The sequence below is a fragment of the Allobosea sp. GW821-FHT12C12 genome (assembly GCF_058807355.1).
Map to the genome: position 1 here is coordinate 20,749 of NZ_JBXAQP010000022.1, position 16,185 is coordinate 36,933.

12 protein-coding genes are annotated in these 16,185 nt (G+C 69.2%); 9 read left to right on the plus strand and 3 right to left on the minus strand.

The features are described from left to right. Window positions 1-3: 3 nt before the first annotated feature. Together tssB and AC1RRW_RS21360 are read right to left on the minus strand one after the other, a co-directional pair. Entirely contained in the window at window positions 4-531 is a 528-nt protein-coding gene (gene tssB / locus AC1RRW_RS21355; protein ID WP_492903609.1) for a type VI secretion system contractile sheath small subunit, read from the minus strand. A 126-nt stretch (window positions 532-657) separates the two neighbouring features. Beyond that, window positions 658-2,121, minus strand: coding sequence for a type VI secretion system protein TssA (locus tag AC1RRW_RS21360; RefSeq protein WP_492903611.1), 1,464 nt, complete (start codon window positions 2,119-2,121; stop codon window positions 658-660). A 389-nt stretch (window positions 2,122-2,510) separates the two neighbouring features. Here AC1RRW_RS21360 and AC1RRW_RS21365 point away from each other — a divergent pair, with 389 nt between their 5' ends. From AC1RRW_RS21365 to tagH, 3 genes are all read left to right on the plus strand, one after another. Next, window positions 2,511-4,343, plus strand: a complete 1,833-nt coding sequence (locus tag AC1RRW_RS21365) for a type VI secretion system Vgr family protein (RefSeq protein WP_492903613.1) — start codon at window positions 2,511-2,513, stop codon at window positions 4,341-4,343. Between the two features lie 146 nt (window positions 4,344-4,489). Further along, the gene (locus AC1RRW_RS21370; RefSeq protein ID WP_492903615.1) at window positions 4,490-5,041 is read left to right on the plus strand and encodes a DUF6931 family protein; all 552 of its coding nucleotides are present in this window, start codon (window positions 4,490-4,492) and stop codon (window positions 5,039-5,041) included. 30 nt (window positions 5,042-5,071) lie between these two features. Beyond that, window positions 5,072-6,409: a type VI secretion system-associated FHA domain protein TagH gene (gene tagH, locus AC1RRW_RS21375; protein WP_492903616.1), complete on the plus strand. Its 1,338-nt coding sequence runs from the start codon at window positions 5,072-5,074 to the stop codon at window positions 6,407-6,409. Between the two features lie 9 nt (window positions 6,410-6,418). Here the strand turns inward: tagH and AC1RRW_RS21380 are convergent, their stop codons facing one another. Continuing rightward, complete coding sequence (locus tag AC1RRW_RS21380; protein WP_492903618.1) at window positions 6,419-6,928, minus strand: PAAR domain-containing protein; 510 nt, start codon at window positions 6,926-6,928, stop codon at window positions 6,419-6,421. 146 nt (window positions 6,929-7,074) lie between these two features. On the opposite strand from AC1RRW_RS21380, the gene tssK reads away from it, so the two are divergent. The 6 genes from tssK to AC1RRW_RS21410 all read left to right on the plus strand — a co-directional run. Then, complete coding sequence (gene tssK, locus AC1RRW_RS21385; RefSeq protein ID WP_492903620.1) at window positions 7,075-8,412, plus strand: type VI secretion system baseplate subunit TssK; 1,338 nt, start codon at window positions 7,075-7,077, stop codon at window positions 8,410-8,412. Next, the gene (tssL, locus tag AC1RRW_RS21390) at window positions 8,409-9,836 is read left to right on the plus strand and encodes a type VI secretion system protein TssL, long form (protein ID WP_492903621.1); all 1,428 of its coding nucleotides are present in this window, start codon (window positions 8,409-8,411) and stop codon (window positions 9,834-9,836) included. The genes tssK and tssL overlap by 4 nt, the downstream gene beginning before the upstream one ends. Before the next feature lie 66 nt (window positions 9,837-9,902). Further along, on the plus strand, window positions 9,903-13,520 hold the full coding sequence (gene tssM / locus AC1RRW_RS21395) for a type VI secretion system membrane subunit TssM (protein WP_492903623.1): 3,618 nt from the start codon (window positions 9,903-9,905) through the stop codon (window positions 13,518-13,520). A gap of 4 nt (window positions 13,521-13,524) precedes the next feature. Beyond that, window positions 13,525-14,223 carry a type VI secretion system-associated protein TagF gene (gene tagF / locus AC1RRW_RS21400; protein WP_492903625.1) on the plus strand — a complete coding sequence of 233 codons (699 nt, stop codon included), beginning with the start codon at window positions 13,525-13,527 and terminating at the stop codon, window positions 14,221-14,223. Beyond that, window positions 14,220-15,029 (plus strand): PP2C family protein-serine/threonine phosphatase, encoded by an 810-nt coding sequence (locus AC1RRW_RS21405; RefSeq protein WP_492903627.1) that lies wholly within the window; start codon window positions 14,220-14,222, stop codon window positions 15,027-15,029. The genes tagF and AC1RRW_RS21405 overlap by 4 nt, the downstream gene beginning before the upstream one ends. Beyond that, the coding region (locus tag AC1RRW_RS21410) for a serine/threonine-protein kinase (protein WP_492903629.1) at window positions 15,026-16,185 on the plus strand (1,160 nt) is incomplete at its 3' end. The genes AC1RRW_RS21405 and AC1RRW_RS21410, both read left to right, overlap by 4 nt.

Consider the following 16,185-nt stretch of genomic DNA (forward strand, 5'->3'; position numbering starts at 1 on the left):
TCCTCAGCCGTTGCCGGAGTTCGTCGGCTCGGCCGGTTTGCCGAGCTTGTCCTTCAGGGCCGCCATCAGCTGCGGATCGGCGAGAAGGGCCTTGATCTGATCGTTCGCCGCCATCTTGCCGTCCATGTAGCGCAGCAGGTTGGCGAGCTGCTCGCGCGCCTCGAGCAGCTTGGCGACGGCCGGGATCTGCCGCGCGACGGCGGCCGGGTTGAGGTCCTCGAACTTCGAGAACTTCAGCGCGACCGACATCTTGTCGCCGCCGTCGCCGAGTTTGTTGGGCACGTTGAAGGCGACGCCCGGCTCGATCGCGGCCATGCGCTGATCGAAATTGTCCATGTCGACATCGAGGAACTTGCGCTCGGAAATGTCCGACTTGTCGACCGCCGAGGCGTTCCCAGAGAGATCGGCCAGCACGCCCATCACGAAGGGCAACTCGACCTTCTGCTCGGCGTTGTACGGGTCCTCATAGGTGATGTGGACCCGCGGCGGCCTGTTCCGGCGAATGAACCTTTGACCCGAATCACCAGCCATGGTTGTGCCCCCGCACTATCGACCTCACCTTGAGTGAGGTCACCCTACAGCTCCCGAAGCGGCACACTACTACATTCGCGCGGCTTGTCGACTGTGCGTCACCATCTGTAAAACTGTCGCGATCGTCTACTCGCTCTCCTGCGGAAGGCCGATCCCGGGCAAGATCGCGTCGAGCAGCGTGACGAAGTCCTGCTGGGCGAGAACGCAGGCCTTGTCCATCAGCAGCGGCGTCGGATGGGACGGCTCGACGCGGCGGTAGAAGCGCGCGACGGCGCCCATCATCGCGATGGCCTCGCCCCGTGTCGAGACCCGGGGAACGGCCGACGGCTCGCCGCCGGCGGCCGTATCCGAGGCGCCCTCCCGGCCGCTTTCGTCGCCGTCCCGCTCGCTCCGCCGCGCGCTGCCGTCCTCCGCGTCTTCGTCTCCTTGCGTCTCGTCCCGCCAGCCGTCGTCCGCGTTCTCCTCGGCATAGGCCTCGTCATCCACGGCCTCGCCCGCGCCCGCCCCGTCCAGCGAGGCCAGCCGCTCCAGCGGCAGATGGAAGCGCACCGTCTGGCCGAGCTCGATCACGGCCCGCTCGACCTGCTCGGGGAACATCGCCCGGATCACCTCGAACAGCGACTTGCCGATCAGGTCCGTGGCCTGCGCGATCAGCAGCACGGCGGGGCTGGAAGGCTCGGTCCGGCGGAAATAGCCGAGGCAGGCGGCAAGGTCACGACGGACATCGGCGACGGTCGCGCACTCACCGGCCAGAACCCGCGCCGGCTCCTGGCCTGTGCCGACCGGAGCCGCGTCGGCGGCGGCGCCCGGCATCTGGACGCCTGCGTCTCCGGGCGAGCGGCGCGCGACGCCCGCGCTCAGGAAGGCGAGGATCTGGTCCACCAGGCCCGCCAGCCGGGGACATTGCAGCGGCATGCCGCCGGTCTTCTCGGCCCAGACCGTCGCGATGCGCCTGAGCGCGTCCTGCGCCGCGGCGATCCGGTCGCGCGCGGCGACGAGCTCGGCCGGATCGACGTCATTGACCGCCGCCTGGATCGTGCCGCTGTCGGGATGCTGCTCGCCCTCGACCAGCCGGACCTCGCCCGAGGCGACGAGCTGGCTCCGGAACGCGAGGTGGCCGATGCGCCGGCTGACGAAGAGCGGCGCGTGCTGCAGCGGCAGCACGGCCGTCGCCAGATCGTCGAGGCTCTGCAGCGCGACCTCGCGCAGGATCGCGTCGCCGTCCATCGGCCTCGGATGGACGGCGTCCCACTGTCCGGCCAACAGATCCGCGATCTGGCCGAGCGCGTCGGAGAAGCCGGCGACATCGCGGTTGAGCAGCGCGTATTTCGCCGCCAGCACGAAGAGCCTGACGTCGCGGGTGCGCGCCAGCATCTTGCCGAGATCGGCGAAGGCGACGTTGAAATCGATGCTCGACTTGTCGAAGGCGATCTGCCGGCCATCGTCGTCGCGGCGGAAATAGGAACTCGGCAGCGCGACTTCGAGCCGCGCGACCACGTTCTGGAAGTCGAGATCGTCGTCGAGATCGGGGCCGCAGGGCTCTTCCGGCGTCAGCGGACCGGCCAGGCCCGCGAAATTCAGTCCTGCCATCGGCCCCACCCATATCCGTGACGCGCCCGCTCGCGGCCCGGTCGCATCATCGCCGCGCCGGCCGTCGCCGGCCTGACCGCATGCCCGTCCTTGTTGCACTCGGCTTGCGCGCCGACGCACAGGCCGCGGGTCTGGCCGAGACCTCGGGTCGACCCGAAAGCCGGTTCCGCCGGCTTGAAATGATTGACGATGTCGTCGGCGCGGCCCCGCTGCCGGCGGAACCGCAAATCAGCGCGCCGGCCAGACAGGGCGTGACGCGGACAAGGGCTTGCCTGCGCACCAAACCGCTCCCATTCTAGCGGGCGGATGGCCCCATTCGACGCCGTAACGTAATGCGGCTATCATCGGTCGTCAACCTATTGAATAATAGATCAGCCGGGGTGGGCGAGATGGCGGCAGAACTTCGGCAATCCGAAAGAATAGCCTCGTTCCAGATTCTGGGCAGGACAGACGAATACGCGCTGCTGAATTTCGAGGCCGAGGAGGGCTTGAGCCAGTTATTCTCCTACCGCGTCGAGATCGCAAGCAAGATCGAGAATGCCGACCTACAGTCCCTGATCGGAGAAAAGGGCCATATTTCCGTCGCACTGAAAGACGGCACGCCACGGCATTTCGACGGAATACTGATTAGCGCGGAATGGATCGGTAAAAAAGAAGACCTCCATATCTACAAATTCACGCTCAGACCCTGGCTCTGGCTGCTCTCGCAGCGCTCCGACTGCCGTATCTTCAAAGGCAAGACCGCGATCGATATCATCAAATTGATCTTCAAGAAGGAGGGCAAGGCCGATTTCAAGGAACCGGCGACGGAGTCGCTACCCGAGCTCGAATACTGTGTCCAATACCGCGAGACGGATCTGGATTTCGTTTCAAGGTTGATGGAGAAGTACGGAATCTACTATTATTTCCAGCATAGCGCCTCCGGTCACAAGCTCGTCCTGTGCGATTCCCGTTCGGCCCACGACCCGGTCCTGCCGACGCCCGCCGGCAAGGCCTTCCCCTTCATGCCGAAGACGGGCGCGCTGCGGCCTGTCGAGCACCTCGAGGACTGGTCGGCGGAGCGCCGGCTGAGGACAGGGGTCTTTCAGCTCCAGGACTACGATTTCAAGAAGTCGGAATCCGACCTGACCAGCCGGGCCGAGGAGGGGCCGAACAAGGCCAAGTCCTATGAACGCTACGACTATCCGGGGGCTTATCTCGAGCGCAACGACGGCGAAAAGCTGGCGCGCATAAAGGTCCAGTCCGAGCAGGCGCGCGACGGGCGCCGCTTTTCGCATGGCGACGCGCCGAGCCTGTATCCGGGCGCGCTGATGACGCTCGGCGAGCATCCGACACGGTCCGAGAACGGCGAGCATCTCGTGCTGTGGGCCCGGCACCGCATCGGCGGGCAGCGCTATCGCTCGGCGCAGGGGACCGATCAGACGGTCTATGAGGGCCAATACGAGTTCCTGAAGACCGACAAGCGCTACCGCGCGCCGCTCTCTGCCCCGACGCCGCTGATCCTCGGCTGCCAGACGGCCAAGGTCGTCGGGGTCGGCAACGCCGGCGAGGAAGGCGATATCGACGTCGACGAATACGGGCGCATCCTGCTGCGCTTCCACTGGGACCGCGAGGACAAGTCGACCTCGGCGCGGGTGCGCGTCGCGCAGCTCTGGTCGGGCAAGAACTGGGGCGGGCAGATCATCCCGCGGATCGGCCAGGAGGTCGTCGTCGATTTCCTGGAGGGCAATCCGGACTGGCCGCTGGTGACCGGCACGGTGGTCAACGACCGGCACATGCCGCCCTACGAACTGCCGGGCAGCAAGACGCAGTCGGGCCTGAAGTCGGAATCGACCAGCGGCGGCGGCATTTCCGGCGCCTATAACGAGGTCCGCTTCGAGGATGCCGACGGCAAGGAGGTGCTGGGGCTGCGGGCCGAGAAGGACCATGAGATCGAGGTCCAGCACAAGGAGACGCGCACGATCGGGCGCAAGTTCTCCGGCGGAACGTCGCGTCAGACCGAGATCCACCATGGCGACGACAAGCTCGACATCTTCGACGGCAAGCTCGCCATCACCGCCTCCAAGGAGATCGTCATGACGGTGGGCCAGAGCGTCATCCGCATGCTGCCGGCGAGCATCGAGATCAGCTCGCCGACGATCACGGTGACGAGCATCAGGAAGACCGAGGTTCTCAGCAGCGCGGAGGTCGTGATCAACGGCGGGATGGTGAAGATCAACTGAGGCCCGCCAGAGCATCGGCCCGAAAAGTGGAATGCGGTTTTCGGGAAGCCGAGGCACAATCAAGGAGCTGGATCATCGGACCGAATACGATGTTCGGTCCGATGGTCCAGCCGATCGGGGACGGCAGAGATCCGACTGGAGACCGTATGTCGAGACTGCGCTTCAACACCGCCGAGGAAGTCTTCGAGGCGTTTCCGGCCGCCCGCAAGCTGATCGCCGCGCCGCCGACGCGGGAGCATCCGCTCGCCTTCCTGTCGCGCGTCGCCCGCGCCGGAGCGGCCAAGGATGCGCTCGGCTTCGCCGCCTTCGTCCTGCCGCGGCGCGAGGCGGTGTGGTGGGCCGCGCAGGTCCTGACGATCATGGACCCCGCCGCCGCGAACGATCCCGGCGTCAGGGCCGCGGGGGCGTGGGCGCGCGAGCCGGGCGACGCGGCGCGGCGCGCGGCGCTGGCCGCCGGCGACGGCGACAACGAGGCGCCGGGAACCTGGGCCGCGTTCGCGGCCGGCTGCTCCGGCGGCAGCATGAGCGACGGCCATGCCGTGCCCTTCCCGCCGGACCTGACCGCGAAATCGGTGCGGATCGCCGTCGCGCTCGCCTATGATCGCGTGCCGGCCGCGGCGCGCGAGGCCGCATTGCGTCGCAGCGTCGAAGCGTGCATTCGTCTGGCGGAGGACGAGGGTGCGACGGCAGGTGCGTAAACAGCAGGCACATGACATGGGTGGCGGACGATGGCGCTGACGCTGACCATCGAGAACGCGACGTCGCTGCCCGATGGCGGGCCGCTCAGCGTCTCGCTCAGCGGCGGGCGCGGCATCGATATCGGCCGCGACGAGCATCTCGACTGGACGCTGCCCGATCCGACGCGCGGCATCTCGAAGCGGCATTGCGAGATCCGCTTCCGCGACGGCGGCTACTGGCTGCGCGACGTCTCGACCAACGGCACCTTCGTCAACGGCGCGAGCAACCGCGTCCAGTCGCCCTACAGGCTGCGCCAGGGCGACCGCATCGAGATCGGCCAGTACATCATCGCGGTGGCGGTCGATGCGGGCGGCCAGCCGGAAGCGGACGCGCCCGTCCTCGAGCCGACGCCCGAGCCGCCGCGGCCGGAGCGGATCTGGGACGCGACGGAGGAGGCTGCGCCGCCGATCCCCCGGCGCGACCTGCTGCCGCCGAAGCAGCACAGCCCGGTCCATGCCGGCTTCATCGACTGGGCGGCCGATATTCCCGTTCCGGTCGAGCCGTCCGCGCCCTCCCCCTCGCCGTCCGCGCCCTCGCCGTTCCTGTCCCCGCCGCCTCCGGCCGACGATTTCGCCTGGGCGCCCGCGCAGCCCGCGCCGCCGGTCTCCCAACCCGAGCCGCCGCCGCCGATCCCGACGCCGCGCCGGCCGGCCGCGCCGGGCGCGGCCGCGCCCGATCCGTGGGGCGAGGCCCCGGCCGGATCCGGGCCGGCGGCGGCGCCTTTGCCGCCCCGTTCCGGACCTTCGATAGCGCCTGGCGAGTTCCTGCAGCGCTTCGCGCGCGGCGCGGGCATTCCGGCCGAGGCGCTGGCCAGCGACGATCCCGGCGCCTTCGCGGAGGAACTCGGCGCGCTGATGCGCGTCGTCGCGCTCGAGCTCAAGCAGCTTCTGGCGGCGCGCGCCGAGAGCAAGCGCATCGCCCGCAGCAGCAGCCAGACGATGATCCAGGCGCAGGACAACAACCCGCTCAAATTCTCGCCTACGGTCGAGGACGCGATGAAGCTGATCCTCGGCCGGCCGACGAGCGGCTACCTGACCGCGCGGAAGGCGTTCGAGGAGAGCTTCCGCGACCTCAAGGCGCACCAGATCAAGACCTATTCGGCGATGCAGCACGCGCTGCGCCTGCTGGTCGAGGATCTCGATCCGCGGGCCGTGACCGAGAGCATGCCGGCCGAGCGCGGGATCGAGGCGCTGATCGGCTCGCGCAAGGCCAGGCTCTGGGACGCCTATGTCGCGCGCTGGGAGGCGAAGACCGCGCCTTACGAGGACGGGCTGGTCGACGCCTTCATGCTCTACTTCGCGGAATGCTACGATCGCGGCGGGCGCTGACGATAGCCGTCAGCCGCCGATGATCACCGTCGGCAGCCCCTTCGCGATCTTGTTGGGCGGGCCCAGCGCCTCGACGATCGTGTCGCCGACGCGGCAGGCGGCGAGCCCGTTGATAAGAACGGTGCGCGAGCCGTCGACGACGACGCCCGGCCCATGCGGAGGCACCGGCAGGGGCCCGAGCGGCGTCTGGCACATATGGATGTCGGCGCCGCCGGCCGCGCCCATGATCATCGAGCCCATCGCGGCCGCCGCCGCCCCCTTGGCCGCCTCCTCGGCCGCCTTGGCGGCCGGCGCGCCGGGCGTGCCGCTGGCGGCCGTGGTGGCTGCCTTGGCGACATCGAGCGCCGCGTCCGAGGTCTTCTTCGCTGCCTGGATCGCCTCGGCCGCAGCGGCGGAAACCCCGCGCCAGGCCTTCAGCTGGCCGATCAGGACGTTCATGCTGGCCGGGCCGGGCTGGAGGACGCCGGGCAAAGGATGGATCACATTGTCGGTGATGCGCGCCGCCGGTCCCTTGGGCATGCAGGCCTCCGTCCCACGACTTGCCGCCGCGGCAGCATCGCGTCCCGTCAGCCTGGAAGTCAACCGTTTGAAGCGATCGGATAAGGGTGACGCAACGGCGGCTTTGCGTATAGGGTAGCGCGTCGCCCCTCAGCAGAGACTACCGGATGTCCTGGTACAGCAAGGTCGTGTGGTCGGAAGGCCTGTTTCTGCGGCCTCATCACTTGCAGCAGGGCGATCGGTACCTCGAAAACCTGCTCGAGGCCCGGGTCCGCCACGTCACCCCCTATCCATGGGGCTTCTCGGTGCTGGAGATCGACCGCGACCTCGCCCAGCAAAGCAAGATCGGACTGCGGCGCGCCGTCGGCGTGATGCCGGACGGCACGCCCTTCGCCATGCCCGACACCAGCCCCTTGCCGGCCGCGATCGACGCGCCGGAGAACGCTGCCGGGCAGATCGCCTGGCTGTTCATGCCGCTGGCGGCGGCCAATACCCGCGAGGTCGAGGACGGGCTCAACGGCAGCGCCAGCCGCTATGTCCCCTCGACCGAGATGCTGGTCGATTCGACCGCATCGCTGCGGATCGAGGAGGAGATCGACGTCGCCCATCCGCGCATGACGCTGGAATTGCGGCGCACGCCGAAGGCCGGATTCGTCGGCCTCGCGCTCGGTCGCGTGCTGGAAGTGCGCGACCGCGCCATCCTGTTCGACGAGCGCTTCGCCCCGCCGGTGCTGGTCTGCAGCGCCTATCCGGTGGTGGACGGCTGGCTCGACCGGGTGATCGGCTGGATCGACAACAAGCTCGAGGAACTCGCCCGCTACGCAGCCGATCCGAGCGCCGGCGGCGGCCTGCAGAGCGCCGACTACTTCGTGCTGCAGATGCTGAACAGGCACATCCCGGTGCTGAAGCACATGCGCGCCTCGCGCTTCATCCATCCGGAGCGGCTGTTCACGACGTTCCTCGCCATCGCCGGCGAGCTTGCGACCTTCACCACGGCCGAACGGCGCGCCCGCGACTATCCGGCCTACGACCATGACGATCTCGACGGCTGCTTCTCGCCGGTGATCCGGGACATCCAGGACTTCCTGTCGGCGCATCTCGGCCGGCGCGCGATCCGTCTGGAGATCACCGAGCGCGCGCCCAACGCCTTCATGTCGACGATCCGCGACCGCGCGCTGATGCGCAACGCGACGCTGGTGCTGGAGGTCGCGGCGCGCCGGCCGCTGACCGAGATCCAGTCGCAGTTCCCGCAGTTGTTCAAGATCGGCCCGAACACCAAGATGAACGAGATCGTGCATGCCCATCTGCCGGGCATCAACCTCGTCCATCTGCCGACGCCGCCGCCGCAGATCCGCGCCCTGACCGACCATGTCTATTTCTATCTCGACCGCACATCGGCGCTTTGGCCGGAGTTCAGCACCGCGAGCTCGATCGGGATGCACTTCTCCGGTGACTGGCCCGATCTCGAAATGGAGCTCTGGGCCGTGCTGGAGGGCAGGCGATGAGCGATTCCGGTTCGCCGTCGGATCCGTTCGGCCGCTCGGACCGGACGATCATCAGGCCGAACCCGGCCGGCAGGCGCCCGTCGCAGCCCGGCTCGCCGGCTCCCACCGCCGCGCCCTCGCCTTTCACGCCGCCGCCACAGGCCGCCTCGCCGGGCTCGACCGACGACTGGCTCTCCAGCCCGGCGCCTCCGCCGCCACGCCCCCTGCCGCGGGAGCTGCCGGCCGGCTCCGCGAACGCCGCTCCCGTCAGCGCCGCGCTCTTCACGCCCAACGCCAATCCCCTGCTGAAGGCGGCAGGACCGCTGCTGCTGCTGTTCGGCCGGTTGCGCGCCGCGATCAGCAGCGCCCCGCCGGCGCAGCTGATCGGCCAGGCCAGCGACGCGATCGAGGCGTTCGAGCGCGAGGTCCGCGCCGCCGGCCTCTCCGCCGAGCAGTCGCGCACGGCGAAATACGTGCTCTGCGCCTTCGCCGACGATATCGTCCAGAACATCCCCGGCGAGGGCCGCAACGTCTGGACGCAGTACAGCATGCTGTCGCGCTTCTTCGGCGAGCGCGTCGGCGGCGTGCGCTTTTTCGAGGAACTGGACAAGGCCAAGGCCGATCCGAGCGTCAATTACGACCTGCTCGAACTGATGCATGCCTGCCTCGCGCTCGGCTTCGAGGGCATCCACCGGACCTCGGCCGGCGGCGCGGCCAATCTCCAGATGATCCAGCGCAACCTGTTCGAGACGTTGCGGCGGGTGAAACAGGCCGACCCCGAACTCTCGCCGCGCTGGCAGGGCAAGGCGCTGGCCTCGCAGGTCGCGCGCTTCAAGGTGCCGGTCTGGTCGGTCGCCGCGATCGCGGGCGTCGCGGTGCTCGGGCTGTTCTTCGTGCTGCGCGCGCTGCTCGGCGGCAGTGCCGAAGCCTCCGCCTCGGCATTGCTCACGGTTCATCCCAAGGGTGAACTCGGGATCGTGCGCCGCGTCTTCGCCGCGCCGCCGCCCTTGCCGCCGCCGCCTCCCGAAGAGATCAAGGTCTGCGCCACGGTGAAGCCGCCGATCGTCTGCCAGGTGACGCCGAACCTGATCGTGGTCCGTCTCATCGACATCACCCTGTTCGAGCCGGGACAGGCCGAGGTCAGGGCCGAGTTCCGCCCGCTGATCGAGCGGATCGCGGCGGTGCTGAACGAGGAAGGCGGCGCGGTCAAGGTGGTCGGCCACACCGACAGCCAGCCGATCCGGACCGCGCGCTTCCCCTCCAATGTCGAGTTGTCGCAGGCGCGGGCGAAAGCTGTCGGCGAGTTGCTCAAGAGCAAGCTCGCCCAGCAGGACCGCATCACCAGCGAGGGCAAGGGCGCCGACGCGCCGATCGCGCCCAACACCACGCCGGACGGACGCGCCAAGAACCGCCGCGTCGAAATCCTGATCCAGCGGGCGAGTTGAGGAGCCGGCCGGCATGACGACGAAGGACATGACGACGAAGGACTTGACGACGAAGGACTTGGCACGATGAGCGGCGCGACATGGCTGAGGGCAGGCGCGGTCGCGCTCGGCGCGCTCGCCGTGGCGCTGATCGTCTGGTTCGGGTTCCCGTTCATCGCGATCGGCGAGGTCCGGCCCTTCGACCCGCTGTTCGTCCGCATCCCGCTCGTCGCGCTGATCGCGATCGGCGCCATCGCCTGGATCGTGCTAATGATCCTGAAGCGCCGGCGCGCGGCTGCGGCGCTCGGCGAGGCGATGACGAAGACCGAGGAGCCGACCGGCGACGGCGCGATGCTCTCCTCGGCGATGCGCGACGCGCTTTCGACGCTGAAGCGGGCGCGCGGCAAGGATGGCGGCGATTTCCTCTACGACCTGCCCTGGTATGTCATCATAGGCCCGCCCGGCGCCGGCAAGACCACGGCGCTGGTCAATTCGGGCCTGAAATTCCCGCTGGCGCGCAGCGCGACCCCGGCCGCCGTCGCCGGCGTCGGCGGCACGCGCTATTGCGACTGGTGGTTCTCCGAGGATGCGGTTCTGATCGACACCGCCGGCCGCTACACCACGCAGGACACCGATTCCAAGGCCGAACGCGCGAGCTGGCTCTCCTTCCTCGACCTGCTCAAGACCAACCGGCCGCGCCAGCCGATCAACGGCGTCATGGTCGCGATCAGCGTCGAGGATCTGCTGACCGCGACGCCCGAGCAGATCGCCGCCCATGCCGACGCGGTGCGCACGCGCCTGCTCGAACTGCACGAGCGGCTGAAGATCGACTTCCCGGTCTATGCGATCTTCACCAAGGCCGACCTCGTCGCCGGCTTCAACGAGTTCTTCGGCGGGCTGACAGAGCCGCAGCGGCGCATGGTCTGGGGCCACAGCTTCCAGACCACCGAGAAGACCCGCAACATGATCGGCGATGTCGCGCCCGAATACGACGCGCTGATCGAACGCCTGAACGAGCGTCTCCCCGACCGGCTGCAGGAGGAGCACAACCCGACCGCCCGCGCCCAGCTCTTCGGCCTGCCGAGCCAGATGGCGGCGCTGAAGCCGAAGGTGACGGATTTCCTCACGCGCGTCTTCGAGCCGACGCGCTACCAGGCCAACGCGACCCTGCGCGGCTTCTATTTCACCTCCGGCACGCAGGAGGGCACGCCGATCGACCAGCTGATCGGGGCGCTCTCGCGCAGCTTCGGCAGCGAGCATGCCGATTCCGGCGCGTTCTCGGGGCGCGGCAAGAGCTATTTCCTGACCGACCTGATTCAAAAGGTGATCATCGGCGAGGCCGGCTGGGTCTCGACCGATCTCGGCGCGGCGCGCCGCGCGACGCTGCTGCGGGCGACGGGCTTCGCATTCGTCGCGCTCGTCTGCGCGACGCTGATCGGGCTGTGGTGGACGAGCTATTCGCGCAACGAGGACCTGATCACCGCGACCAATTTCGGCCTGTCCGACTATCGCCAGACCGCCGCGCCCGTGCTGCAGGAGACGACGATCGCGGAACGCAATTTCAGCCGCGTGCTGCCGCTGCTGCACAAGCTCCGGAACATGCCGGCGGGCTACGCGACGAAGGACGAGCCGACGCCTCTGCTCGCGACCTTCGGACTGAGCCAGCGCGAGCGCCTGAAATCGGCGTCGCAGATCAGCTATCAGGAGGCGCTGGAGCGCATGCTGCGCTCGCGCATCATCTTCCGGCTGGAGGAGCAGCTAGAGGCCAACGCCAACAATCCGGGGTTCGTCTACGAGGCGCTCAAGGTCTATCTCATGATCGGCGCGCAGGCGCGGATGGAGCGCGACCTCGTCATCGCCTGGATGCGGCAGGACTGGGCCGAGAACCTGTTCCCCGGCGCGGCCAACGCCAAGGGCCGCGAGGCGCTCGAAGAGCACCTGACCGCGATGCTCGACCTCGACGAGGGGGCGGAGCCGGTCGTCAAGCTGAACCAGACCCTGATCGAGAACTCGCAGCGGACGCTGCGGCGCATGAGCATCGCCGAGCGCGCCTACGAGCTGCTGCGCACGCAGGGCCGCCTGCCGGCCAAGGACTGGGTCGCGGCCTTGCGCGGCGGAGGCGATGTCCGCCTCGCCTTCGAGGGGGTGGGCGGCGAGGATCTCGATGCGATCCGCGTGCCGTATTTCTACACCTACGAAGGCTTCCAGAGCGCCTTCGTCGACCGGCTCGGCGATATCGGCGAACGCATCGAGAAGGAGCGCTGGGTTCTGGGCGAGAAGACCGACCAGTCGGCGATCGTCGCCCAATACGCGACCCTGTTCCAGGATTTGCTCAGGCTCTACACCCGCGATTTCGTCGCGACCTGGCAGAAGTCGCTGGCGCGGCTGAAGCTCAGGCCCCTCAACGCCGACAAGCCGAAATATGTGGCTCTGAGCGCGATCGCGGCGCCGACCTCGCCGTTCAAGCAAATCCTCGAATCGGTGCGCGACGAGACGCAGCTGACCAAGGAGCGTCCGCTCTCCAAGGCCGCCGTCGCGAAAGCCGCGGGGCAGGCGGCGGGGCAGGCGCTGGAGAAGCGCGCCAACGAGGCGCTCGGCCGGCTCGGCGCGAACCTGCCGCTCAGCGCGCCCGGCGTCGAGCGCGTGCTGTCTGGGGGAACGGATGCGCTCGGGGCCAATATCGAGAGCCAGTTCAAGGCGCTGCATGTGCTGGTCGACGGCGAGCTCGGCCGCCGGCCGGTCGACCAGCTGCTGCAGGTCTTCTCCGAGATCAACCAGAACCTCGCCACCGCCGCGACCAACCCCGCCCAGGCCAGCGCCGCCAACGCCGCGCTGGTGCCGCTGATCGCGGCGCTGCGGGCCAACTCCTCGCGCTATCCCGCCCCCTTCGACGGCATGGTGATCTCGGCGGTGAACGATTTCGAGGGCGATGCGACCGGCGCGACGGTCGCCCTGCTGCGCCAGGCGCTGGCCGATCAGGTCACGCGCGTCTGCGGCGAGATCGTCACCAACCGCTTCCCCTTCGCCAAGGGCAGCACGCGCGACGTGCCGCTGGCCGATTTCGCGAGATTGTTCGCGCCGACCGGCATCATGGAGACCTTCTTCAAGGAGCGGATCGAGCCCTATGTCGACAAGTCGAAGGCGCAATGGGGTTTTCGCGTCGACAGCCGGGTGGCGCGGGCGCTGTCCGCGACGACGCTGCGCGAGTTCCAGCGCGCGAGCGAGATCCGCGAGGCCTTCTTCCCGACCGGCGGCAATCTGCCCTCCTTCCAGATGATCGTGACGCCGACCGCGCTGTCCTCGGATGCGTCGGCCGGCAAGCTCGAGATCAACGGCTTCACCGTGGCGAGCCAGCAGGGCGTCGCGACGCCGGCGCCGGTGATGTGGCCGGGCGGCGGCGTCGGCAGGACCGCGATCACGCTGACGCTGGGCGGGGCGGCCGGTGGAGGCGGCGTCTTCGGCGGCGGCTTCTTCTCGAGCGGATCGACGCCCGCCCAGAGCGAAGCCAAGCTGTTCGAGCGCGACGGCGTCTGGTCGTTCTTCCGCCTGCTGGATACAGGCTCGGTGCTGCGCCAGGGCGACAACATCGTGCTGACGCTTGCCGCGGGCGGGCGGCAGGTCGGCTACCAGTTCGGCGTCGGCTCGCTCAAGAATCCGCTGGTCTTGCCGGCCTTGCGCGAATTCCGCTGCCCGGCGGGGATCTGAGCCGATGGCGTGCGGACTCTTCGGCAAGATTCCGGCCAAGCGCGATTTCATCGCGTTCGACGCGCCGCAGGCCTTTCTCTCCGTCTACGAGCCTTGGCTGCAGGGCGGCCTGACGGCGAGCCGGCTCGCGCTCGGCGGACACTGGCAGGAGGCCTTCCTGCAGGCGCCGATCTGGCGTTTCTGGCTCGGCGCGGGTTATTGCGGGCAGCCCGTCGCGGGCGCGTTCATGCCTTCGGTCGACGGCGTTGGGCGCTATTTCCCGCTCACGGTCTTCTCGTTCGGCGAGGCGGAAGCCCCGCTCGCCCCGCCGGAACTCGACCCGCAGGAAGCCTGGTTCGCCGCGATCGAGGAGTTCCTGCTGCACGCTCTGGAGGCCGGGACCAGTTTCGAGGCGCTCTCGCAGCGGCTGAAGGCGCTGCCGCCGCCCAATGCGCCGGCGCTGCCGCCGCCGAGCGAGGCGGCGAGGCTGTCCGACGGGACCATCGTCGCGGCGCTCGCGCCCGGCACGCTGCCGGTCAGGCTGCCGGCGCTGCGCGTCGAGGATCATCTGCGGGCGCAGGCGCGGGCCTGCTGCCTGTGGACGATCGGCGGCGAGGAGTTCGAGCCGCTGCTGCTCGCCGGCCAGGCGCTGCCCGACCCGCACCTCTTCGCCGGACTGCTCACAGGGCGCTTCGACGCCTTCGTCCATGGGGAGGCGTCATGACCGCCACCGAATCCTCCACCGAGACCGACGTCTACGAGACCGGCGCGATCAGCCATGTCGGACACGTTCGCAGCCAGAACGAGGACGCCTTTGTCGCGCGGCCCGAATTCGGCGTCTGGGCCGTCGCCGACGGCATGGGCGGGCACGAGAACGGCGCGCTCGCCAGCGGCACGCTCGCGGCCGCGATCGACGCCATCGGTCCGGCTGCGTCGGCGGCCGACCTGCTCGCGCGGTTGGAGGCGGCCGTGCTCAAGGCCAATGGCGAGTTGCGCGCGCTGATCCGGGACAGGCGTGGCGTCGCCATGGGTTCTACGCTGGCCGCGCTCCTGGTCTTCGAGCGCCATTTCGCCTGCGTCTGGTCCGGCGACAGCCGGATCTACCTGCTCCGCGACGGCAGGCTCACGCAGGTTTCGCGCGACCACACCGAGGTCCAGGACATGATCGAGAGCGGCGCGATGACGCCCGAGGAGGCGAAGCATTCGCCGCGCCGGCACGTCATCACCCGCGCGATCGGCGTCGCGGACACGCCCGAGCTCGATCTCGACAGCGGCGAACTCGGCGAGGCCGATGTCTTCCTGCTCTGCTCGGACGGGCTGACGGGCCACGTCGCCGACGCCGAGATCGAGGCCGCCATCCGCCATGCGGGCGCTCAGGCCGCCTGCGACGCGCTGCTCGCGCTCGTGCTGGAGCGCGGCGCGAGCGACAACGTCACCATCGTCGTCGTCCGGCGCAATGGCGGCGGCGATGACGGCGGGACCATCCGCTGGCTGCCCAATGCCCGCGCCGCGAAGAGGGCCGACCCATGATCGGACAGGACGGCGGCGATCAGGACCGCACGGTCTTCCAGGGCTCCAGCCTGCCGGTCGGCACGCAGCTCAACGGCATCTACGAGGTCGAGCGGCTGATCGCCGTCGGCGGCATGGGCGAGGTCTACAAGGGCCGCGCCATCCAGACCGGCGACGCCGTGGCGATCAAGATGATCAAGCCGGACATGGCGCGAAACGCCGCGGCCGTGACGCTGTTCCGCAAGGAGGCGGCGTCGCTGCACAATCTCTATCACGAGGCGATCGTCCGCTATTACGTCTTCACCGTCGATCCGGCGACGCAGGTCTCCTATCTCGCGATGGAGTTCGTCGACGGCCAGCCGCTCTCGGACCGGATCAGGCAGGGGCCGCTCGGCGTCGACGAGGTCGACGTGCTGCGCCGGCGCATCGCCGGCGGCCTGCATGCGGCCCATCTGCTGGGCATCGTCCATCGCGACATCTCGCCCGACAACATCATCCTGCCCACCGGCCGGATCGAGCGCGCCAAGATCATCGACTTCGGCATCGCCCGCTCGACGCAGTTCGGCGAGGGCACGGTGATTGGCTCGGGCTTCGCCGGAAAGTACAATTACGTCTCGCCCGAGCAGCTCGGACTGGAGGGCGGCGACGTCACCGGCCGCTCCGACATCTACAGCCTCGGCCTCGTCCTGGCCGAGGCGCTGACCGGACGCGCGATCGACATGGGCGGCACTCAGGTCCAGCTCATCGACAAGCGCCGACGCGTGCCCGATCTCGCCGGCATCGATCCGTCCTACCGGCCGCTGCTGAACGCGATGCTCGCGCCCGACCCGAACAAGCGCCCGGCGGACATGGCGGCGGTCGCATCCTGGGAGCGCGCCGCGCCCGCGGCCCCGCGCCGGAGCGGCGGCGCATTGCGCTGGGTCGCGGTCGCGGCCGGAATCGTGCTTCTGGCCGGTGGCGGCTACGGCGTCTGGACGGCGCGGAAGCCGGCTCCGGGGCCCGCCATCGCGCCCGCGCCCGAACTCGCAGAGAGCAGCGAGAGGCCGGCTTCCGGCGCCACCGGCCAGGCGCCCGCGCCACCGCAATTGTCCGAGCCGGCGCCGACGCCCGCACCCACGCAGCAGGCGGCCGCACCGCCGGCGCCGCCGCGCCTGCCCGATCCGCCACCGCCGCGCGT